The organism is Orrella daihaiensis, from assembly GCF_022811525.1.
GTDB lineage: Bacteria > Pseudomonadota > Gammaproteobacteria > Burkholderiales > Burkholderiaceae_B > Algicoccus > Algicoccus daihaiensis.
Map to the genome: position 1 here is coordinate 637,532 of NZ_CP063982.1, position 20,666 is coordinate 658,197.

A 20,666-nucleotide genomic window follows, 5' to 3' on the forward strand; every position below is an offset into this window, starting at 1 on the left:
TCTGGTGAGGGTGGACCCACTGGTGCTGCCAGTGGCAGCCAGCGGAATTACAGTGCTGCCTTGACTTTGGCAGCGACGTCAGCTGGGACCCACTTGGACCACGATGCTTCGTTGTTCTTTAAGAACCACTCGGCGGCGGCTTGGCCGTCAGCCTGTTCGGCTTCCATGTAGGTCAGCACTTTGCCGAAATCCTCTGGGGTCCAGATGCGGGCTTTGAGGTAAGCCATGGGACCTGGGTTGCTGTTGGCAAACTCGGTAGATGCAATCGTCTTGATCTCAGTGATTGCAAAGCCATTGGGCTTGGGGTCCGGGCAGTTGGCAACGCCAATGCACGACTCAAACTCAGCGGCGTTGTAGGGGGCGAGTTCCACACGAACCATGTCGAGTTCAGACAGCAAAGAAGTCGGTGCCCAGTAGTAGGCTAGCACGCCTTCACCGCGGTTATAGGCTTTCTTGATAGCACCAGCCAGTGCTGCGCCTGAACCTGGATCAACGAGGTTAAACCCTGCGCTTTCCATATCAAAGGCTTTGAAGAGGTTGTCCGTGATGATCTGGCAAGCCCAGCCAGCCGGGCATCCAACCACACGGCCTTTGCTCGGGTCTTCTGGATCTTTGAAGAGCTCGGGATGCTTTTTGACGCCCTCAATGGTGGCTAGCTCAGGAGTTTTCTCGAGCATGTAGCGTGGAATCCACCAGCCTTCACCTGCATTGGCAGCGGCGTCTTGCAACACATCACCGACAATGACCAAGCGATCCTCGCCAACAGCGCGGTCAATTTGCTCCTTGACCGTATTCATCCACATCTCAGGGGCAATGTCTGGCCGGCCTTTTTCTGTCATCGATGTCGCAGTGGGAACCGTGTCTCCCGGCACGGATTCGGCGTCACAGCCATAACCGTGCTTCAAAATAAATTCGTCAACACGGGCGGCAGCTTGTGCGCTGGCCCAGTTCATTTCGGCAATGGTAACGTTGCCACATTCAGCCTGTGCCACGCCAGTGCCGAGTGCACTAATCGCAATGGTCATCGCTGCAATGTAAGAGGGTTTTACAAATTTCATCTGTTCTTCTCCGTTGTTCAAACCAGAATGGCTTGTGGACACGATCAGGCCCAATGAACCTGAAAGGTGTTGCGCGCAATACCGCATTGCACAACTTGTCCGGTGATGCGCCACAAGTGACGCTGGTATGTCCCAAGTGGGACCACGGTTGCTCGAAGAGCATTTGACACCCCAACAATGTGGGGCATATTGACGCTTCAGTAACTGAAGCTAGATGTATCTGCGAACAGATACGGCACTTAAGCTGTTTACAACTTTTTTAGTCTAACCAACTTCATTATCATCTGACAAATTGACCCTATGACTTTTTGCATATTACGAAACGCACGTCATGCACAACGAGTTCGACTGGCCACTGCTATATTCATATCGGCGTTGTCCTTATGCCATGCGAGCCCGCATGGCGCTTAAGGTTGCGGGCATTCATTGCAAAATTATTGACATTCATTTGCGCGACAAGCCCGAGCACATGCTTAGGGTATCCCCTAAGGGCACAGTGCCTGTGCTTTGCCTAAGCACAGATGAGGTTATTGATGAAAGTCTAGACATCATGCACTGGGCTTTGCAACAGAATGATCCACAACGATGGTTCGATGGACTAAGCGATGAGCAGGCGCAGTATCTGTTGTCTCAGACCGATGGGCCGTTTAAACAAGCCCTTGATCAATACAAATACGCTTCACGCTTTCCCGAGAAAGATCCGGTGAGCGCACGAGAATCTGCCATGCAAGCATTGATTGATCCGCTGTCTGCTGTGCTGGCCCAACAACACTTTATCGGCGGCGAAAAGCCTGTGTTGCAGGATATAGCGATATTTCCATTTGTGCGTCAGTTTGCCGGTGTGGAGCCCGATTGGTTTAGCGCGCATTCACCCGAGGCAGTCAGAAACTGGTTAACCCACTGGGTTCAATCTGATCTGTTCACGGCTATCATGCAAAAGAATGTCACTCACATCTGACCATGACCTCATTAAAGATCAAGCTATGTCTAAACCAACGCATAGACACCTAGGATCAAAGCATGAACCAACCTAAAAACAATAAACGCATGTTGTTGGCCGGTGTGGCAGGTAACCTGCTTGAATGGTTCGATTTTGCGGTCTATGGATTTTTTGCGGTCACCATCGGCAAGATATTTTTCCCCGCGGAAGACCCCGTTGCTCAGGTCATTGCGGCCTTTGGTGTGTTTGCCGTGGGTTTCTTGATGCGGCCCATTGGCGGGATATTATTGGGACATATTGGTGACAAATATGGCCGCCACACGGCCATGTTGATTTCCGTTATCGCCATGGCCGTGCCAACGTTTCTGATCGGTCTTTTGCCGGGCTACGCCACATTGGGTCTGGCTGCTCCCATTCTGCTGCTGCTGTTGCGGATGATTCAAGGGCTGTCAGTCGGCGGGGAATTTACGACATCGATTGTCTATATGGTCGAGCGCGCCAATCCGAAGCATCATGGAACGGTTGGGGCGCTAGCTGCCATGGGGGCTGTTGGTGGCATGCTGCTTGGCTCTGGTTTTGGTGCAGTGTTGGCTGCCTCGTTGACTGAGGCGCAATTGACAGATTGGGGCTGGCGCGTGCCGTTTCTCGTGGGTCTCCTGTTAGGCTTAGCAGGCTTGTATCTGCGTCGTGAGCGCTCCACGCCCAGCTTCCCACATGAAGCCAGAAACCGTAGCCCACTGAAAGAGGCACTCAAGCATCATCGTGGGGTCATGGCTCGAGTCGCCGGTATAGCCATGATTAATGCCGTGGTGTTTTATCTTGCCTTTGTCTACTTGGTTAGCTGGCTTGAAACCGTGGATGGTATACCGGCTGAGACGGCTTTAGAAATCAACACGGTCAGCCTAATGGCATTGCTACCAGTCATGCTGTTTGGCGGTTGGCTATCGGACCGAGTCGGTGGCAAGCGCGTCATGGCCCTGGCTGCGGCGCTGCTAGCTTGCTTGGCGTGGCCGTTGCTGTGGTTGATGCATCACCACAGCCTGGCGATGGTGTACGTGGGCCAATTGGGGTTCTCGTTGTTCGCTGGTTTGTATCTGGGTGCTCAACCTGCGTTCATGGTAAAGGTAATTCCCCCGGCGGTTCGCTGCACGGGCACAGGCCTGGCCTACAACGTCACGCTAGGTGTGGCCGGTGGTTTGAGTCCCATGGTGGCCACGTGGCTGGTCAATCGCACGCATGATGACTTCAGTCCTGCTTACATGATTATCGTAGCGACAGTGCTTGCACTGATTGCCGTGTTATCAGTGCGCGAATCGAGCAACACGGGCCAACAGGATCACCTGCGACGGGCTCGGGAGTTGTTGCAAGCTGTAGACCGAGGCGGTACCCCCTCCAATGCGCGCATTATCAACGAGATTGCGCGCGAGTTTGGGCTTGAGGTCTCAAGCAAAGCACCTATGCAAGAGACGATCGAACGCATCCGACAGGCGGTTGAACGAGCATCTTGATGTCCTAAACTACGGGTTAGCCTTTTCTTGTGCCGATTTGGCGTGCGCTACATCCATGTCGCGCGGCAAAGGCACGCCGTTTTTAACGGCCAATACTTCAGCCATGACGCTCACAGAAATCTCGGCCGGCGTCTTGCTGCCAATATAGATGCCGATCGGACCGCGCAAACGAGCCAATGACTCTTCGGTCTGCCCAAAATGTTCAATCATGCGCTTGCGACGTGCAGCGTTGTTGCTGCGCGAACCAATGGCACCAACATAAAAGGCCTCTGTTTCAAGTGCTTCCAGAAGGGCGAGATCATCTAGCTTGGGGTCGTGCGTCAATGCCAGCACGCAGGTGCGGCGATCAGGTTTAAAGATCTTGACTGCATCGTCAGGCCACTCGCTCATGCGATTAACACCAGTCGTAGTCCAGCCTGATGCGTATTCTTCGCGCGGGTCACAGACGGTCACCGTAAAGCCGTTAAAAATTGCCATGGTGGCGATGTACTCACCGAGCTGTCCGGCACCGATCAGCAGCATCCGATATGACGGCCCAAACGTATTAACGAGCATTTCCTCATTGACGCGCAAACTATCGGCAGTCTCCGTGGGCTCCAGAGTCACAGCGCCAGTGCGCATGTCAGTAACGCGACGCACCAAGTCACCGCGTTCTAGCCGCTCGATCAGTTCAGTTAATAGTTGAGCATCAGGATTAAATTCGAGCAAGAGTTCAAGTGTGCCGCCACATGGCAGACCAAATCGATGCGCCTCATCGGCTGTAATGCCATAACGCATGCGTTTAGGCTTGCCTGCCATAGCCATGCCCGGTTTATCCTGACCTTCGGCCGGTTGGGTGAACTCGCGTATCAGATCGTCCTCAATACAACCACCGGATACTGAGCCTACCACTGCACCGGTTTCGCACATCGCCATGATCGAGCCAATTGGGCGAGGGGAGGAGCCCCAGGTGCGCATGACGGTAACCAGCACGGCACGCTGGTAGGCATCGCGCCATTCTTTCAGGCGCTTTAATACGATCAGGTCCTGGTTTTGCATGATGACTATTCGAGAGTTTGGGTTGGTGCTGGTGATGCTGACATACCGACTAAATGGTCTTTATGAGCCTGAGCTCATAACAGCGATAACCACGGCGACAGCGGCAGCCACTGCGATCCATAACCAGCGAGGTACCCCCGCATTGGAGCTTGCCGAAGCAGTGCCACTGGCGCCGGCGGTTGACGCTGTGGATTCACTAGCAGCTTCCTCATGGGTGGATGTTTCATCACTTGGACTGTGGCCTGTTTTTTCTGAAAGTGCTTTTTCAAAGCGCTTAAAGAAATCATCAGCCATAGACTTCGCGGCCCCATCGATCAAGCGCTGTCCTAGTTGTGCGAGCTTGCCACCAATTTGCGATTCAACGGTGTACTTGAGCTCAACACCTTGGTCGTTTTCTACAAGCTCGACGTGCGAAACGCCTTTACCATGGCCGGCCACACCGCCTTGCGCCTCGAACTTCAGCGTATAGGATTTAGGCGGTTGAATGTCCGATAGTTCGACTTTGCCAGTGAATTTGGCTGATACGGGTCCAATTTTGATGGCTGCTGCAGTGTGGTACACATTCTCGGATTCGAGTTCGAACTTTTGGCAACCCGGTACGCACTGCTTCAAAACCTCAGGATCATTCAGGGCTTCCCAAGCTTGTTGGGCGGTGGCCGAGAGTTGGCGGCTTCCTTGCATTTGCATTGTCTTCTCCGAGTCGAGTCTTTAACGTATCTGTTTCATAAGCTTGGCCAGTGCGATGGCCAGGGTGCTCAGGTGTTCGAGGTTGTGGATGGCAAGCATTTTGTTCACGTAGCGATCCAGCACTTGGGCGCCACCGGCCAATGGTTGATAGCCATCGTACCGCAACAAGGGATTCAGCCACACGGTTGCCCTCGCTTGACGGGTTAGCCAGTCAAGCTCGTACGCCAAGCTATCGTGATCCCCCGTGTCCAAGCCATCGGTGATGAGCAGCACCAAGGTGCGGTTGCCAACGATGTCATTGCGGTGATCTTCACGAATTTTCTTTAACGCAGCGCCTAGTTGTGTGCCCCCGCCAAAGTCGGCGATGGCATCATTTGCCATGGCCAGCATGACATCGGTATCGCGCTCGGCAAACGCCGGGTTCAGGTCGGTTAGCTGCGTGCCAAACGCATACACATGGCGCTGCTGGTGATAGAGCGCCTGATGCAAGAAAGCCAGCATGAGTCTGGCATAGCGCTCCATGGAACCTGAGACGTCCACGAGCACCAGCACTGGCAATGTGGCTTGACGTCGTTTGCTCATGGGCAAGGACAGGAAATCACCATCGTGTTTGGCAGCGGATTGCAGTAACCGACGCCAGTGCAGTTGATCGCCGTGGCTGCCAAACTGCCGACGCCGTGTGCCCACCGTGGGCAGGCGAAGCGGGATTTCACGCACCAGCCGTTCGATCAGCTTGAACTCGCTGGCACTGAGCTGGTTAAAGTCCGCGTGGCGCAGTCGCGCGCGATCGCTGGCACTCATGGCGGCATCGAGCTCGATCTTCTCTTCTTTGGGTGGGTTTGTTTGCTGCTGTGGCTTGGGCGGTGCTTGCAACGCTTCTTGTGCGCGGGCGCTGCGCGCAGGTGGATTGTTCTCAGCTTTCGCCTGTGGCAGCAATTGCGCCATTAGCTGTTTGGCGATTTCCGGATTACGGAAATAAGCTTCAAACAAATCAGCAAACACATGCTGGTCTTCTTGTCGGCTGACAAGCACGGCTCGCAGCGCCGCCTCGACGTCAGACTTCCGTCCCACATCGATCATGCCTAAAGCTTGCTGGGCGAGGCTGATGCGCGCAGTGTCAACTGGCAAGCCGGCTCTTCTGAGCATGCGGCCAAACCCGGTGAGATTATCGGCTAGCTTGCCAGCCCGCGCGTCGCCTAGAACCATGATGCCACCTTGAGATCCTTAGGACTCGGTGGCGAGCAGTTCTTGCAGCATGGGCTCGAGTGCGGCGACATCGTCACGCTGCTTAAAGAGCACGCCAGCGGTGTTTTCAACGACTTCGGGATCTAGTTGCAGGGTCTCAAGGGCTACCAGTGCTTTAGCCCATTCAACGCTCTCGGCAATGCCGGGTGCTCGACTGAAGGCGTCAGCAAAGGGCTTATCGCGCAGCCTCTGTACAAAGTCTGCTACCTGCTCGCTCAGCTTTTGACCGATGCCAGGTACTTGCTCGGCGATGATCGCGAGCTCTCGATCGCGATCAGGGTAATCAACCCAGTGGTATAGGCACCGTCGCTTGATAGCATCATTCAAGTCTCGCGTACGGTTGCTAGTCAGTATCGTCAGTGGTGGGGTTTGTGCCTTGATGGTGCCAAGCTCAGGGATGCTGACTTGATACTCGCCCAAGTACTCCAACAAAAACGCTTCAAACGGTTCGTCAGCCCGGTCGACTTCATCTATCAAGAGTACTGCGCCGGCACCTGGTGTTTGCAAGGCCTGTAGCAGGGGGCGCTTGATGAGGTAGTGCGCCTGATAAACCTCGCGCTCGATTTCTTCAGGCGTCCTAGTCTCTTGCGCAGCCTTTAAGTGAATCAGTTGAGCCGCGTAGTTCCATTCATAGAGCGCATCACGCTGCTCAAGACCGTCATAACACTGTAACCGTATCAGGTTGCGTCCAGTAATAGTAGCTAGCGCTTTGGCAAGTTCTGTTTTACCAACGCCGGGGTCACCCTCCAGTAGCAGCGGACGGCCTAGGCGTGTGGCCAGATGAACAGCGGTCACCAGCCTGCGGTCGGGAAAGTATCCGACCGACTGCAGGCTGTTAACCCAAGTATCAACGCTGTCAGGCTGGTGTTGCTCGCCCAATCAGCCCTCCTTGCCAAGCGCTTGGTTCACGGCGCGTTGAGTTTGGATCTTGATGAGATCAGCCCGATACTCGGGGCTTGCATGCAGGTCACCGCTCAGGTCCGAAGCATCAATAGACACGCCCTCGACAGCATCGGCTGAGAAGTTCGCGTTTAATGCGGCTTCCAGACCAGCGTGGCGGAATACGCCATTACCGGCACCTGTGATGGCGACTCGAACTCCTTGGGCAGTTTTAGCGACAAAGACACCAACCAAGGCATAGCGCGAGGCTGGTTGCTTGAACTTGGCGTAAGCCGCCATTTCTGGCACTGGAAAGCTGATCGCTGTAATCATCTCATCGGGCTCAAGCGCTGTGGCATACAGCCCCTGAAAGAAATCATCGGCAGCGATTTCGCGTTTGTTGGTCTTGACCGAAGCGCCTAAGCCAAGTACGGCACTCGGGTAGCAAGCCGAAGGGTCGTTGTTGGCAACAGAACCGCCAATTGTGCCCATGGCGCGAACTTGCTTGTCACCGATGCCGCCAGCCAGTTTGGCAAGTCCCGGGATCTTACTGTTGACCAGTGGGTCAGTGGCGACCGCTTGGTGGCGAGTCATGGCACCGATCACGATGGCACCCTTGTCCTCACAAATTCCGGCAAGCTGAGACAGACCACCTAAATCCACTAGCGTCTCAGGCTGCATCAGACGCTGTTTCATTGAAGCCAACATGGTCTGACCACCAGCAAGCAACTGTCCGCCAGCGCTAAGCATTTGGGCAGCTTGCTCCAAGGATTCTGCACGCTTGAATTCAAAGTTATACATGGTGTGCTCCTCCTTAAGCCTTGGCGTGTTGAATTGCTTGCCACACGCGGTGTGGTGTAGCGGGCATATCCAGATCTTTGACGCCTAAAGGTGCCAAGGCATCAAGAACAGCGTTGATCACTGCTGGTGGCGATCCGATGGCACCGGCTTCGCCACAGCCCTTGGTACCCAACGGATTGGTCGTGCAGGGGGTGCAAACGTGCCCAATCTTGAAGTCAGGTAAGTCATCTGCGCGTGGCATGGTGTAGTCCATGAACGAGCCAGTCAACAGCTGAGCTGTCTCACGGTCGTAAACACAGTTCTCCATCAGTGCCTGACCAATACCTTGTGCCAGGCCGCCATGTACCTGCCCTTCAACAATCATCGGGTTGATGATCGTACCGAAATCATCCATGGCCGTGAAGCGATCAACTCGGGTTTCGCCAGTCTTCGGATTGATTTCCACTTCGCAGATGTAGGTGCCTGCTGGGAAGGTAAAGTTGGTTGGGTCATAGAATGCGGTTTCGTTTAACCCCGGCTCAAGTGTCTCTAGCGGATAGTTGTGAGGAACGTAAGCGCTTAATGCGACTTGAGCAAATGGTACTTTCTTGTCGGTACCCTTGACCGTGAATTCGCCGTTAGCGAACTCGACATCGGTGTCACTGGCTTCCATCAGGTGAGCCGCAATCTTCTTGGCTTTCGCTTCAATTTTGTCGATCGCGCGCATGATGGCCGAGCCACCAACCGATATGGAACGTGACCCATAGGTGCCCATGCCAAACGGCACGCGGCCAGTGTCACCGTGAACGATATCAACGTTCTCAACCGGGATGCCCAGGCGAGCAGCAACCACTTGCGCAAACGTGGTCTCGTGGCCTTGTCCGTGACTGTGCGAGCCGGTAAAGACGGTCACGCTGCCGGTTGGATGCACCCTGACTTCGCCGCACTCAAACAAACCGGCACGAGCACCCAAGGCACCGGCGATGTTACTTGGCGCCAGACCGCAAGCTTCGATGTAGCTTGAGTAGCCAATGCCACGCAAGAGCCCCTTGGCTTCGCTTTCTTTACGGCGCGCATCAAAGCCAGCGACATCGGCCAACTCCATGGCTTTGTTCAGACATTGGTGAAAGTCGCCCGTGTCGTATTGCAGAGCCACAGGCGTTTGATAAGGGAATTCGCCAATGAAGTTGCGACGGCGGATTTCGTCCTGGCTTAAGCCAAGCTCCCAGCCAGCACGAGACACGATGCGCTCAAGCAGATACGTGGCTTCAGGACGGCCCGCACCCCGGTAGGCGTCAACCGGGGCAGTATTGGTGAACCAAGCGTCAACCTCTACATAAATCTGTGGCGTGGTGTACTGACCGGCCAACAAGGTAGCGTAGAGGATGGTGGGGATACAGGTCGAGAATGTCGATAGATAAGCGCCCATGTTGGCATCGGTGTGCACCCGGAAAGCCAGGAACTTGCCATCCTTGTCCATGGCCATCTCAGCATGGGTGACGTGATCACGGCCATGCGCGTCAGATAGAAATGCCTCGGTGCGATCTGCAGTCCATTTCACCGTTTTGTTTAACTTCTTGGCGGCCCATGTAACACAAACGTCTTCCGCATAAAGATAAATCTTTGAGCCGAAACCGCCGCCCACATCGGGTGCAACGACACGAACCTTGTGTTCAGGCAGGCCCATCACAAAGGCGGTCAGCAACAGGCGTTCAACGTGTGGGTTCTGATTGGCTACGTACAGTGTGTATTCGTCAGATGCGCGGTTGTAGCAGCCAATTGCTGCACGAGGCTCCATGGCGTTAGGCACCAAACGATTGTTGACCAGATCGATCTTGGTGATATGTGCTGCTTGTTCAAACGCTTTATCTACAGATTCTTTCTCACCGATTGCCCATTTGTAGCAATGATTATTGGGTGCTTCGTCGTGAATGGTTGGTGCACCATTCTTGCCTGCATCGCGGATATCAGCGATGGCAGGTAAGACCTCGTAATCCACATCGACCAACTCGGCAGCATTGCGAGCCTGTTCAAGTGTCTCAGCAATCACCATGGCCACGTGGTCACCCACGTAACGGGCTTTGCCCTGGCAAAGAATCGGATGGGGCGGCTCTTTCATCGGTTCGCCGTTGGTGCTGGTGATCAACCAACCGCAGGGCAACCCATTTACGTTATCTGCAGCCACATCCTGGCCATCGTACACAGCAACTACACCAGGGGCAGCAAGCGCCGCTCTCTTGTCAATTGACTTGATGATGGCGTGTGCATGCGGTGAGCGTACAAAGTACGCATGCACCATGTTATTGATTTGAATATCATCAGTGTACTGACCTGCGCCCGTCAGGAAACGCTCGTCTTCCTTGCGCAGCACTGCCTCGCCAATGTAGGGCAGGCTTGCGAAATCATTTGATCCCATGTCTGTTCTCCTTTTATTGGCCTCAGGCCTTCATTTGGGCAGCGCCCTGTTTCACGGCGCGAACAATATTCTGGTAGCCGGTGCAACGGCAAATATTGCCCTCTAGCAGCTCACGGATTTCATGTTCTGATGCGCCGGGATGTTTGGTACAGAGGTCGACCGCACTCATCACCATTCCGGTTGTGCAGAAGCCGCATTGCAGGCCATGACAGTCTTTAAACGCTTGCTGCATGGGATGCATCTGGCCATCGGCGGTACTTAAGCCCTCAATTGTGGTGACCGATTTGCCAGCCATTTGTGCAAGCAGAACGTTGCATGACTTAATGGCATCACCATCGACAATTACCGTACAGGCACCACATTGAGCGGTATCACATCCGACATGGGTGCCGGTCAGCCCCATGTGTTCTCGCAAGGCTTGCACCAACAATGTGTTTGGTTCAGCCTCGAGCGAGACTGTCTTTCCGTTGACCGTCAGTTCGGTTTTCATGATGAAGTCTCCTGATGAAACGCTTAAGTCGTTTTTAATTCGTTGAGTCCTTCATCCTAGAGGACATCATACGTTTCATCAATCATTCACCCACAAAATCTAGTCAGGGAAAATACTGATGCTGGCTTAAGGTTTGAGCAAACCTTAAGCCATAAATGATTTCAGTCAATTAACTTGACCAATTGCTTGCCAAAATTCTCACCTTTGAGCATACCTACAAATGCTGCGGGGGCGTTTTCTAGTCCGACAGTTACTGACTCCCGGAACTTGATTTCACCTGCAGCAACTCGTTGCCGTAATGCTTGTCTGATATCTGGCCATGTTTGCATATGGTCAGAAACGATAAATCCTTGCAGTTTGATGCGGTTAATCAGAATGGAACGCAGCGTGTGATGAGCATGGGGCGGCCGATTGAACTCAGAGACCATGCCACACAGCGCTATACGAGCAAACACATTCATGCGCGGTAACAGTGATTCAAATATGGCACCGCCAACGTTTTCAAACAAGCAGTCAATACCCTTGGGTAGTGCATCATCAAGCAATTGCTCAAACGCCGGGTCTTTGTGGTCTACGCAAGCATCAAACCCTAGCTCCTTGACCACGAAATCGCATTTCGCTGGCCCGCCAGCAATGCCCACTACGCGGCAACCAACGGACTTGGCTAACTGACCCACCACGGATCCCACAGCACCAGACGCTGCATCGACCACCACGGTCTCGCCTGCTTTGGGTTCGCAGATCGTCATCAGACCGGTCCATGCTGTGATGCCAGGCATGCCAATGACCCCAAGGTAAGCACTTGGCGGTACGTCATCACCTTCAATCTTCAGTGCCTGCTTGGCTGGCACAGCAGCAAACAGTTGCCAACCGGTGGCTGCTAGCACCATATCGCCGGGCTTGAAGCGGTCAGAGTGCGACTCGATGACTTCGCCAACGGTACCGCCGACCATTAACTGGCCGGGCTCAACCCCCTGCGCGTAGGATTTGGCCGCAGAGATGCGACTGCGCATGTAGGGATCAAGCGAAAGCCAGTGATTGCGCACCAGGATTTCTCCGTCCCCTGGGATCGGCATTGGGGTCTCGATCAACTTGAGGTGTTCGGGCGTGACCCACCCTTCAGGACGTTCAACCAGAATAATTTGTTGGTTCATCTCTAGTGCAAGCTACGTTTGTTGATATTGGATTTTGTTATGCTGGGGTGCCATAAATCCGACCGGCACGAAATGCATCAGCCATAGCGCGCGGCACTTCCGACTCGGCCTCAACGACCTTTGCGCGCATCTCTTGCTCGAGTGCCACGGCCATCGCCCGACGTTCTTCAGCTTTCGCCTGCGCAATCTGTTTGTCGGCGTTGGCTTGCTCGATCTGCAAGGCCGCGCCAATATTCTTACCAACATCAATGTCTGCAATATCGATTGAGAGAATTTCGTAGGCAGTACCGGAATCCAGCCCATTGGCCAGAATGCGTTTGGAAATACTGTCTGGCCGCTCAAGCACGTCTTTGTGGTTTGGCGCCGAACCAATGGCACTGACCATACCCTCGCCCACACGGGCAATGATCGTTTCCTCACCTGCACCACCAACCAGACGATCAAGGTTTGTTCGAACGGTTACCCGCGCCACACCGATTAACTGAATCCCATCTTGAGCAACCGCCGCATTACGCGGAGTTTGAATGACTTTAGGCAGTACAGACATTTGCACGGCATCGAGCACGTTGCGTCCGGCCAAGTCGATGGCGGCCGCTCGATTGAAGGTGAGTTCAATGTTGGCTTTGTCAGCCGAGATAATCGCATTAACCACATCCACTACGTTGCCACCAGCCAGAAAATGGCTTTCTAGTTCATCGAGCGGAATGCTCAAGCCCGCTTTCACCGCGCTGATGCGAGCCTTGATGATGCTGTGCGGTGGTACACGCCGCAATCGCATGGCAACCAGAGTCAACAGTCCAACATAAGCACCTGAAGCCCATGCCGTTATCCACAGGCGAAACGGTACGAAGTAGCCAATCACTGCAATGAGGATCAGCAGAATAATTACGAGACCAATAAAGCCTGTGCCGGCAATCATGTTCAGGGAGTCCATTTCTTTTCCTCAGAGGCTAGCTAGGATGGCCGCCCGGGGGCGACATCAGATTGTTCAATGGGGTCAAATTCGTATGGCTGCAAGGCGCGAGGCGCGCCGAGTACTGTCATGGCGATGATGGCTTGGCGGGCGCCGTCTCGGCTACGCAGACTTTTGGCCAGGGGATGGATTCCGGCCGTTTTGACAGTCGAACCACCAATTGTGTTGACTGACCGTTCGGTAGTGGATATTTTCGGTGTGACTGCTGCCACCGACCGATTGATTGGCTGCACTTCAGTAGTTTGTACCGGGTAAGGCTGATAGTCAGGTGAAACCCATGGCGGTGGCTGTGGCGCTTCGATGGGTTCCCGGTATGTTTGGGGCGTTGGCGCCTGGATCACCGACTCTGGTGATGGCATTGCGGGGGCTGGAATTGGTCTGCCAAACGGTCCAGCCAGCGAATCAGAACTGTCAGGTACAGAAGTGTTTTGCGCGTCATCTAACTCGGCTGGCGGCAGGGGCGGTAGGTTGCTGAGAGCTTTTTTGTCTTTTTCTAGCTTGAGTACAAGCATCCCGATTAGAGCTAGCACGAGTACTAGCCAGATCGGGAAACCAGCCAGAAAAGCAAAGCCTGCCATCATGAAAAACGGGATGGCACTTTGCGGTTGGCTTTTCTTTTTCTTGCTCATGACCGTTACACGCGAGGGATATTGCCCGCATTCGTGTCGCCTTCACCGGCGATGTTTTGCCGCATGTCGGTATCAGCCTGCAGGTTTTGCATACGGTAATAGTCCATGATCCCAAGTTGGCCACCGCGGAAGGCTTCTGCCATGGCTAACGGCACCTCCGCCTCTGCCTCAACCACCTTGGCACGCATTTCTTGCTCTTTGGCCACGGCCATGGCCCGTCTCTCCTCAGCCTTGGCTTGGGCGATTTGTTTGTCAGCGTTAGCTTGATCGATCTGCAGTTTTGCACCGATGTTTTCACCCACGTCAACGTCGGCGATATCGATTGAGAGGATCTCAAATGCGGTGCCGGCATCGAGGCCTTTTGCCAGAATGTGTTTCGAAATGTTGTCTGGATTTTCGAGTACGAGCTTATGGTTGTCAGCAGAACCAATGGTGCTAACCATTCCTTCGCCAACACGGGCGATGATGGTCTCCTCGCCTGCGCCTCCGACCAGCCGATCAATATTGGTGCGCACTGTCACCCGAGCCAGGCAAACCAATTGGATCCCGTCACGTGCAACAGCAATAATTCGTGGTGTCTCGATGACCTTGGGCAACACTGACATTTGCACGGCTTCCAGAACATCTCGGCCAGCCAGGTCAATTGCTGCAGCGCGCTTGAATGTCAGTGGAATGTTGGCTTTGTCGGCCGAGATCATGGCGTTGACCACCCGCACCACATCACCGCCCGCCAAAAAGTGCGCTTCTAGCTCGTCAATCGAGATGTCCAGACCAGCTTTGACGGCGCTAATTCTGGCTGTGATGATGGTGGCCGGTGGTACACGACGCAGACGCATGGCCACGAGTGTGAACAAACCCACGTAGGCGCCGGATGCCCACGCTGCAATCCAGAGTGGGATCGGCACAAGATACAGGATAATCGCGAGTCCAATGACGATTGGAATCAGGATTCCAAAAGCACCGAACAACCCAAAAATTGTCTCGATCATTACAGCTCCAAGCTTGGTTTATTGGGAATCGACCACGTGCCTAACTACAACACGGTTGCCATCAACATGATCAACCCTGATCGGTTGACCAGGCTCGATGAATTCTCCATCTGACACAACATCGACCCGTTTGCCTTCGATGTCGGCAATGCCTGCTGGCCTCAATGTTGACACGGCGACGCCGATTTTGCCCACCAAGGCGTGCTCAGCCAATGGCTCGGAAGTAAATCCGCTTTCGGCCGTCAGATCAGTGTGCAGCACAAGGTGTCGTCCAACACGGGTTTTAGGGAGGTAGCGCAGAATCACCAGGCTTGCAACGATGGCAACAATCAAAGAGATGCCGAGCCGGCTTGCGGCACCAATCAAAGCATCCATGGTCGCGCCTTCTCCTACCGTGCTTAACATCAAGCCACCCAAAAGGGCGAGAATTCCAAGCACTCCGGCAACTCCAAAGCCAGGTATGACAAAGGCTTCGATCAACAACAACACAATCCCCGCGGCTGCGAGCAAGAACTCTTCCCAGCCTGCCAGGTTGACGAGCCAATGACCCCATAGAAATAGACCCAGGCTAGACAGACCTAATGCACCCGGCACACCAAAACCAGGTGTACGTACTTCGACGATGATACCGATCATCGCGATGGAGACCAGCAAGGAGCTCACAACAGGGTTGGTTAAAAAGCGAACAAATTCCTCCGCCCAGTTGGTACCTGTCTCCCTGATCTCGGCTTCTTTAAGGCCTAGCTGATCCAGTGCAGAACGCAGGGTGCTGGCTTCGAAATCAGCGATGTTTAGTTTTAATGCTTCTTCAGTAGTGAGCGTTAGCAACTTACCTCGCGCGGTGACACCAGGAATCGAGACGTCAGGGTCTACCATCGCTTCGGCAACCAGCGTGTCGCGTCCACGGCTCTCGGCTGTAGCACTAAATTCTTTGCGCACGTATGAGATTGTTTTTTCTGACGTGGGTTTGGTCTCGGTCCCGGTGCTCTGGACGGGGGTAGCTGCACCAATCGTTCCCCCGGGAGCCATGACGATGGCGTTGGCCGCCAAACTAATAAGTGCTCCAGCAGAAATAGCACGGGTGTCCACGAAGGCAATCGATTGGATGGGACTCTTCAGAAGCGCATCACGAATCTGAACAGCAGCGTCTACACGCCCGCCGAAAGTATTGATCTGTAGCACGACTGCTGCAGCGTTGTTGTCTTGCGCTTGTTGCAGAACCCGCTCAATGAATGGCGCCAAGCCTAGGTCAATCGTACCTTCGACCTGCGCCACATAAACGACTGGGCGTTGGTTGGCAGACTGCGCGCCAACCCAACCGCCGATCACAAGTGTGATCAGCAGTAGAATTGACAACAGAGTTTTAGATGTACGGCTAGCCATGCACAGAGTGTACATGGCTAGACTCTCTGTCAAGCAGCTTCCCTGCGTTTTTTGAGGAATAGCAAGACAGATAACACGATCATGACTGATCCCAGCCCTGTCCTAAACCAGCCTTCCATTAATAGCAGTGGCAAGCCAGCGCACCCCATGAAGGCAACACCATAGTACCGAGCCCAGTTTTTACCGGACTTGACAGCGTTTTGATAGAGCGGGAAAAAAGCCGAGAACAGTGCCATGACTATGAAAAACAGCGCCCAAGGCCGGGTGAAGAAAAGTGAGTAGTCGTCGCTCGTAGATACTGCACGTGCAAAGTTCAACTCAGCCAATGGACCCAGCACAACCCCCAAGACCATGGGTGTTAGAGGGAAACCATTTTTCACCATCACAAAACCCAGAATACCAAACGCCAGTAAGGTCCAAATATCAAAGGTGGTGTTGTTCAAGGTGAATACACCGATAGCGCAATACAAAAGGATAACGACACCCAAGATGTAAAGCGGGATTCGGGTCACTAGAAGGAATCCGCGCAATGCGCCTGAGGTCAGCGCAAGCGTCATGAAGTTGGCCAGAAAGTAAGCGACCATAATCCCGTATGCCAGTATGGGTTGCGAGGTGATGAAGGTTGGGCTTGGTGCAATGTTGTGGATCGTGAGCGCACCAAGCATGACTGCAGTGACAGCGTCGCCTGGTATGCCCAAAGCCATCATCATGATAAGAGCACCGCCTGCAGTGGCATTGTTTGATGCTTCCGATGAAATCAAGCCTGGTGGGGTGCCGGTGCCAAAGGCCTCAGGTGTCTTAGAGGCTTTCTTGGTTTGGTCGTACGCGAGGATGTTTGAAATGGAGCTGCCTGCTGCTGGCAAAAGTCCGACGAATAATCCAATAAATGCTGAGCGGATCAGCGCGCCCCAGTGTTTGAATATCTCAATAATAGACTCACGGTGCTGCATACGCACTGCCGCTTGATGCCCAGCAATCATGGGTTTTTTGGCTGCCTCAGAGTCGCTCATGTCGGTTAGCAGCTGACTAAAGGCAAATAAACCGATGAGTACAGGCAAAAACGCGAAGCCAGCGCCTAAAGCATCAAAATCAAAGGTGAAACGCGCTGCCCCATTGACACGGTCCTCTCCGATGCTGGCGATTAAAAGTCCCACTACGCCCGCAATTAAGCCTTTGATCATTGCGCCTGAGGATAAGCTAGCTGCGATCGTGAGCGCAAACAAGACCAACATGAAGTAGTCCCATGGGCCGAATTCCAGACCGATGGCAGCCAACGTTGGTGCCAAAAATACCAGCACGACGGCCGAAATCAGACCACCAAAAAATGATGCCCATAAACCAATCCCCAGCGCCAAACCAGGGCGACCGTTACGCGACATGGGGAAGCCGTCAAACGTGGTCGCAATCGAAGAGGGCGTGCCAGGGACTCCAATCAGAATGGAGGCGAACATGCCGCCAGTCAGTCCGCCGACGTATACACCTAACATGGTTGACAAGCCCTCAATCGGGCTCATGCCAAACGTAAATGGCAGGGCCAGTACGACGGCCATGGTGATGGTGAAACCGGGAATGGATCCTGCAATCAAGCCAGCCAAAACACCGATGGCCATCAGCATCAGGTTGTTTAATGCGAATACTTCGCCGAATGCCAAAAACAGGTTATCGATGATCATAATTTGACTGCGCTCCGCTTAATAAAATAACTCGCCACCGGGCAAGATGACGCGTAGCGCGTAAGTGAATATTGACCACATGCCGCCAACAGCCAAGACGGCAATCAAGGCGTGCATAACAAGCCTGCGTGGCGTCGCGCCGCCAATCAGGGTTTGGGTGATGAACACAAACAATATGCCGGCAAGCAGCATTCCCAAATAGGGCAGGGCCAGCAGAAACACAAAGAACATCACGAAACAGATGATCGGATTGCGATAGGTTTTAAGCCAACCGCTTAGGCTAAATGGCTCGGTTTCGGGGCGGGGTTCAGATAGAGACTTGAATAGATAAATGACACTTAAAACCGTCAATAAAACAAGCACCACGCGCGGCCAGATCTCTGACCCAACCTGCGAGAAAGGTACTTCCCGTATATAAAAAGTCTGCCAGAAAAAAATGCCACAAAGCATTAGCAACAAAATGGCAATGATGGCGTCGCGGTTCAGTTTATTCATGTATGCCTGCCCGTACCGGGATTCACGCGCGAAAGTCGCGAGACCTCCTGATAGTTTATTGATTTACTTCTGGCAATATTTGTCGCCTAAAAAACGTCAGGCCCTTGGGGCGATCGCCTGTTGGGCCTGTTCTTACTTGAGCGTGCGCATCATACTTGAAGCGCACGCATCAGGTCGTCTCGATTATTTCTTGAACATACCGATTTTGATGGCCAGACGCTCATGCTCTGCGTACGATGTCCTCAGAAAATCCGCATAGCCTTTGCTGCCCTTGGACAGGACGACAGAGCCTTTCTCTTCGATTGATTTGACCAGCGCCGGGTCTTTGGACGCTGTCACGAACGCATTCTCCCAGAACTTGACGATGTCAGCCGGTGTGCCCTTGGGCAGTGCAACGCCGCGGGTCAAGCCGTAAAGCACGTTAACACCTTGCTCCTTGAGCGTTTGCACGATTGGAATGACGGGGTCACGTTCCTCAGTGGCAATACCTAGCGCCAACAATGAGCCTTCCTCGATGTACTGCTTGGCGCTTAAGACGTTGGTTTCGCCCATCATGAAGTTCCCGGCCAACAACGCCGTATTGCGCTCACGGGTGCCGTCGTAGGAGACGTAGCGGAATTTCACATCGGCTGCGTCTTCGATTAACAAAAAGATGAAGTGGCTCGTTGACCCAAGCGTCACACCAACTGTGACCGACTCAGGGTCCTTTTTGGACATGGCCAGCATTTCGCCCAGTGACTTAAACGGTGCCTTGGTTGACGCGCCCACAATGGAGGGAGTGAAACTGACTACGGCGACAGGCTCAAACTGGTCGTAAGTGAACTTGGCACGGCCCGTTAGAAAGCTGGTGATCACACTCTCATGCAGTGCGATGAGTGAGCAGCCATCAGGTTTGGAGTCTTTAACCTGTGTAGTGCCTTTAATGCCACCCTGGCCACCGACGTTCACGACTTGTAGCTGAGGTTTGAGTCCGGACTTATTGATGGTGTCGACATAAAGGCGAAACACGATGTCGGTGTCACCACCAGCTGGCCAGGGCACCACTAACTGTGCGGTTGAGCAATTCGGTGCCGCTGCATTGGCTGTTGTTGCCATTAGGCCAGCGCATGCTATGGATGCAGCTGCAGTCAGAAATTTGGCTTTCAACATAGGAACTCCTTTTTGTTTTGAGGTAACAGGTGAGATCAGTTGGGATTTGCCGTTTGACGTCATCAGCAAACGGTCCCGCGATCGACCCCGGTTTTACAAGCAAATACTATGCCCGCAACGGTCCTCTGAAAGTTCGTTAGAGAAAACCGTTTTGTTACACAGGGGATGATTGTCAACTTCTGGCGGGCAACGATCAAGGGCTGTCGGTGGGGGGAAACCCTTGGTCTTGGGATGTTTTAGCACCACGATGGGGCGCTACTCGTGTGGCTGGAGTTCCACTAGTTCAATGTGCGCCACTCACGTATGATCAAAACCTTTCTGGTGATCGAGAGCGTTTTCATCATGTCTACCACTCAAAATTCTTCGGCTCCAAAGACCCGTGTTGCAATCGCAGGTTTAGGCGCTATTGGGCAATCACTTGCGCAGTCCTTGGCCGCGGGGCGGGTACCTGGCGTGGAACTGGTCGCGGTGTCAGCAAAGAATCACGACAAAGCTGCAGCATTTGTGCAAACCCTGGTTCACCAAGTTCCAGTTCTGACGATTGATCAGCTTGAGCCAGTCGCGGATCTGGTGGTGGAGTGTGCTCCGGCGGCATTGTTATCAGATATTGTTACACCGTTCCTAAAGGCAGGTAAACAAGCTATTGTGCTCTCGGTTGGTGCGTTGCTATTTAACGAACACCTATCTAAAGTGGCTAGCGACCACGGTGGCACCATCATGGTGCCAACAGGCGCATTGATTGGTTTAGACGCTGTCATAGCTGCTGCAGAAGGCAAGATTCACGAAGTCAAGATGGTCACTCGCAAGCCGCCAGCCGGGCTTAAAGGTGCCCCCCATTTAGTGGAAAACAATATCAGTGTTGATGGTTTGACTGAGCCGCTCAAAGTGTTTGAGGGCAACGCCCGCGACGCAGCCAAGGGCTTTCCAGCGAACCTGAATGTGGTGGTAGCACTTGCACTGGCCGGTGTGGGGCCCGAGCACACCACCTTGGAAATCTGGGCCGACCCTACGGTGACGCGCAATACCCACACCATTAAAGTTGACTCAGACTCGGCGCGGTTCACCATGACCATCGAGAACATTCCGTCCGAGAACCCCAAGACTGGCCGGATCGTCGCGCAAAGCGTGGTGGCCATGTTACGCAAGATGCGAGCGGGTCTGCGTGTCGGAACCTGATAGC

General features: G+C 53.7%; 19 protein-coding genes. 3 read left to right on the forward strand and 16 right to left on the reverse strand.

What is annotated here, in order from left to right:
- Nucleotides 1-47: 47 nt before the first annotated feature.
- Nucleotides 48-1,058: a glycine betaine ABC transporter substrate-binding protein gene (locus DHf2319_RS03065; protein WP_243479330.1), complete on the reverse strand. Its 1,011-nt coding sequence runs from the start codon at nucleotides 1,056-1,058 to the stop codon at nucleotides 48-50.
- A 331-nt stretch (nucleotides 1,059-1,389) separates the two neighbouring features.
- Between DHf2319_RS03065 and DHf2319_RS03070 the strand changes: the two genes are divergently transcribed.
- Nucleotides 1,390-2,016, forward strand: coding sequence for a glutathione S-transferase (locus tag DHf2319_RS03070; protein ID WP_243479331.1), 627 nt, complete (start codon nucleotides 1,390-1,392; stop codon nucleotides 2,014-2,016).
- Between the two features lie 62 nt (nucleotides 2,017-2,078).
- On the forward strand, nucleotides 2,079-3,506 hold the full coding sequence (locus DHf2319_RS03075) for an MFS transporter (RefSeq protein WP_243479332.1): 1,428 nt from the start codon (nucleotides 2,079-2,081) through the stop codon (nucleotides 3,504-3,506).
- A gap of 9 nt (nucleotides 3,507-3,515) precedes the next feature.
- Here the strand turns inward: DHf2319_RS03075 and DHf2319_RS03080 are convergent, their stop codons facing one another.
- The 15 genes from DHf2319_RS03080 to DHf2319_RS03150 form a co-directional block, all read right to left on the reverse strand.
- Nucleotides 3,516-4,544 (reverse strand): XdhC family protein, encoded by a 1,029-nt coding sequence (locus DHf2319_RS03080; protein WP_243479333.1) that lies wholly within the window; start codon nucleotides 4,542-4,544, stop codon nucleotides 3,516-3,518.
- 60 nt (nucleotides 4,545-4,604) lie between these two features.
- Nucleotides 4,605-5,231: an SRPBCC family protein gene (locus DHf2319_RS03085; protein ID WP_243479334.1), complete on the reverse strand. Its 627-nt coding sequence runs from the start codon at nucleotides 5,229-5,231 to the stop codon at nucleotides 4,605-4,607.
- Between the two features lie 21 nt (nucleotides 5,232-5,252).
- Complete coding sequence (locus DHf2319_RS03090) at nucleotides 5,253-6,437, reverse strand: vWA domain-containing protein (protein ID WP_243479335.1); 1,185 nt, start codon at nucleotides 6,435-6,437, stop codon at nucleotides 5,253-5,255.
- A gap of 18 nt (nucleotides 6,438-6,455) precedes the next feature.
- On the reverse strand, nucleotides 6,456-7,355 hold the full coding sequence (locus DHf2319_RS03095) for an AAA family ATPase (protein WP_243479336.1): 900 nt from the start codon (nucleotides 7,353-7,355) through the stop codon (nucleotides 6,456-6,458).
- Nucleotides 7,356-8,156 carry an FAD binding domain-containing protein gene (locus DHf2319_RS03100; RefSeq protein WP_243479337.1) on the reverse strand — a complete coding sequence of 267 codons (801 nt, stop codon included), beginning with the start codon at nucleotides 8,154-8,156 and terminating at the stop codon, nucleotides 7,356-7,358.
- Between the two features lie 13 nt (nucleotides 8,157-8,169).
- The gene (locus tag DHf2319_RS03105) at nucleotides 8,170-10,551 is read right to left on the reverse strand and encodes a xanthine dehydrogenase family protein molybdopterin-binding subunit (protein WP_243479338.1); all 2,382 of its coding nucleotides are present in this window, start codon (nucleotides 10,549-10,551) and stop codon (nucleotides 8,170-8,172) included.
- Between the two features lie 22 nt (nucleotides 10,552-10,573).
- Nucleotides 10,574-11,041 carry a (2Fe-2S)-binding protein gene (locus DHf2319_RS03110; protein ID WP_243479339.1) on the reverse strand — a complete coding sequence of 156 codons (468 nt, stop codon included), beginning with the start codon at nucleotides 11,039-11,041 and terminating at the stop codon, nucleotides 10,574-10,576.
- A gap of 161 nt (nucleotides 11,042-11,202) precedes the next feature.
- Entirely contained in the window at nucleotides 11,203-12,195 is a 993-nt protein-coding gene (locus DHf2319_RS03115; protein ID WP_243479340.1) for an NADP-dependent oxidoreductase, read from the reverse strand.
- 37 nt (nucleotides 12,196-12,232) lie between these two features.
- Nucleotides 12,233-13,129: a flotillin-like protein FloA gene (floA, locus tag DHf2319_RS03120; protein WP_305802167.1), complete on the reverse strand. Its 897-nt coding sequence runs from the start codon at nucleotides 13,127-13,129 to the stop codon at nucleotides 12,233-12,235.
- Between the two features lie 20 nt (nucleotides 13,130-13,149).
- Nucleotides 13,150-13,797: a hypothetical protein gene (locus DHf2319_RS03125; protein WP_243479341.1), complete on the reverse strand. Its 648-nt coding sequence runs from the start codon at nucleotides 13,795-13,797 to the stop codon at nucleotides 13,150-13,152.
- A gap of 5 nt (nucleotides 13,798-13,802) precedes the next feature.
- Nucleotides 13,803-14,786, reverse strand: coding sequence for a flotillin-like protein FloA (floA, locus tag DHf2319_RS03130; protein WP_243479342.1), 984 nt, complete (start codon nucleotides 14,784-14,786; stop codon nucleotides 13,803-13,805).
- Nucleotides 14,787-14,804: 18 nt separating this feature from the next.
- The gene (locus tag DHf2319_RS03135) at nucleotides 14,805-16,184 is read right to left on the reverse strand and encodes an NfeD family protein (protein WP_243479343.1); all 1,380 of its coding nucleotides are present in this window, start codon (nucleotides 16,182-16,184) and stop codon (nucleotides 14,805-14,807) included.
- A 14-nt stretch (nucleotides 16,185-16,198) separates the two neighbouring features.
- Entirely contained in the window at nucleotides 16,199-17,842 is a 1,644-nt protein-coding gene (locus DHf2319_RS03140) for a tripartite tricarboxylate transporter permease (protein ID WP_243479344.1), read from the reverse strand.
- Nucleotides 17,843-17,860: 18 nt separating this feature from the next.
- Nucleotides 17,861-18,337, reverse strand: coding sequence for a tripartite tricarboxylate transporter TctB family protein (locus DHf2319_RS03145; RefSeq protein WP_243479345.1), 477 nt, complete (start codon nucleotides 18,335-18,337; stop codon nucleotides 17,861-17,863).
- A gap of 183 nt (nucleotides 18,338-18,520) precedes the next feature.
- Complete coding sequence (locus DHf2319_RS03150) at nucleotides 18,521-19,486, reverse strand: tripartite tricarboxylate transporter substrate binding protein (RefSeq protein ID WP_243479346.1); 966 nt, start codon at nucleotides 19,484-19,486, stop codon at nucleotides 18,521-18,523.
- Nucleotides 19,487-19,828: 342 nt separating this feature from the next.
- Here DHf2319_RS03150 and DHf2319_RS03155 point away from each other — a divergent pair, with 342 nt between their 5' ends.
- Nucleotides 19,829-20,662, forward strand: a complete 834-nt coding sequence (locus DHf2319_RS03155; RefSeq protein ID WP_243479347.1) for an aspartate dehydrogenase — start codon at nucleotides 19,829-19,831, stop codon at nucleotides 20,660-20,662.
- Nucleotides 20,663-20,666: the final 4 nt, after the last annotated feature.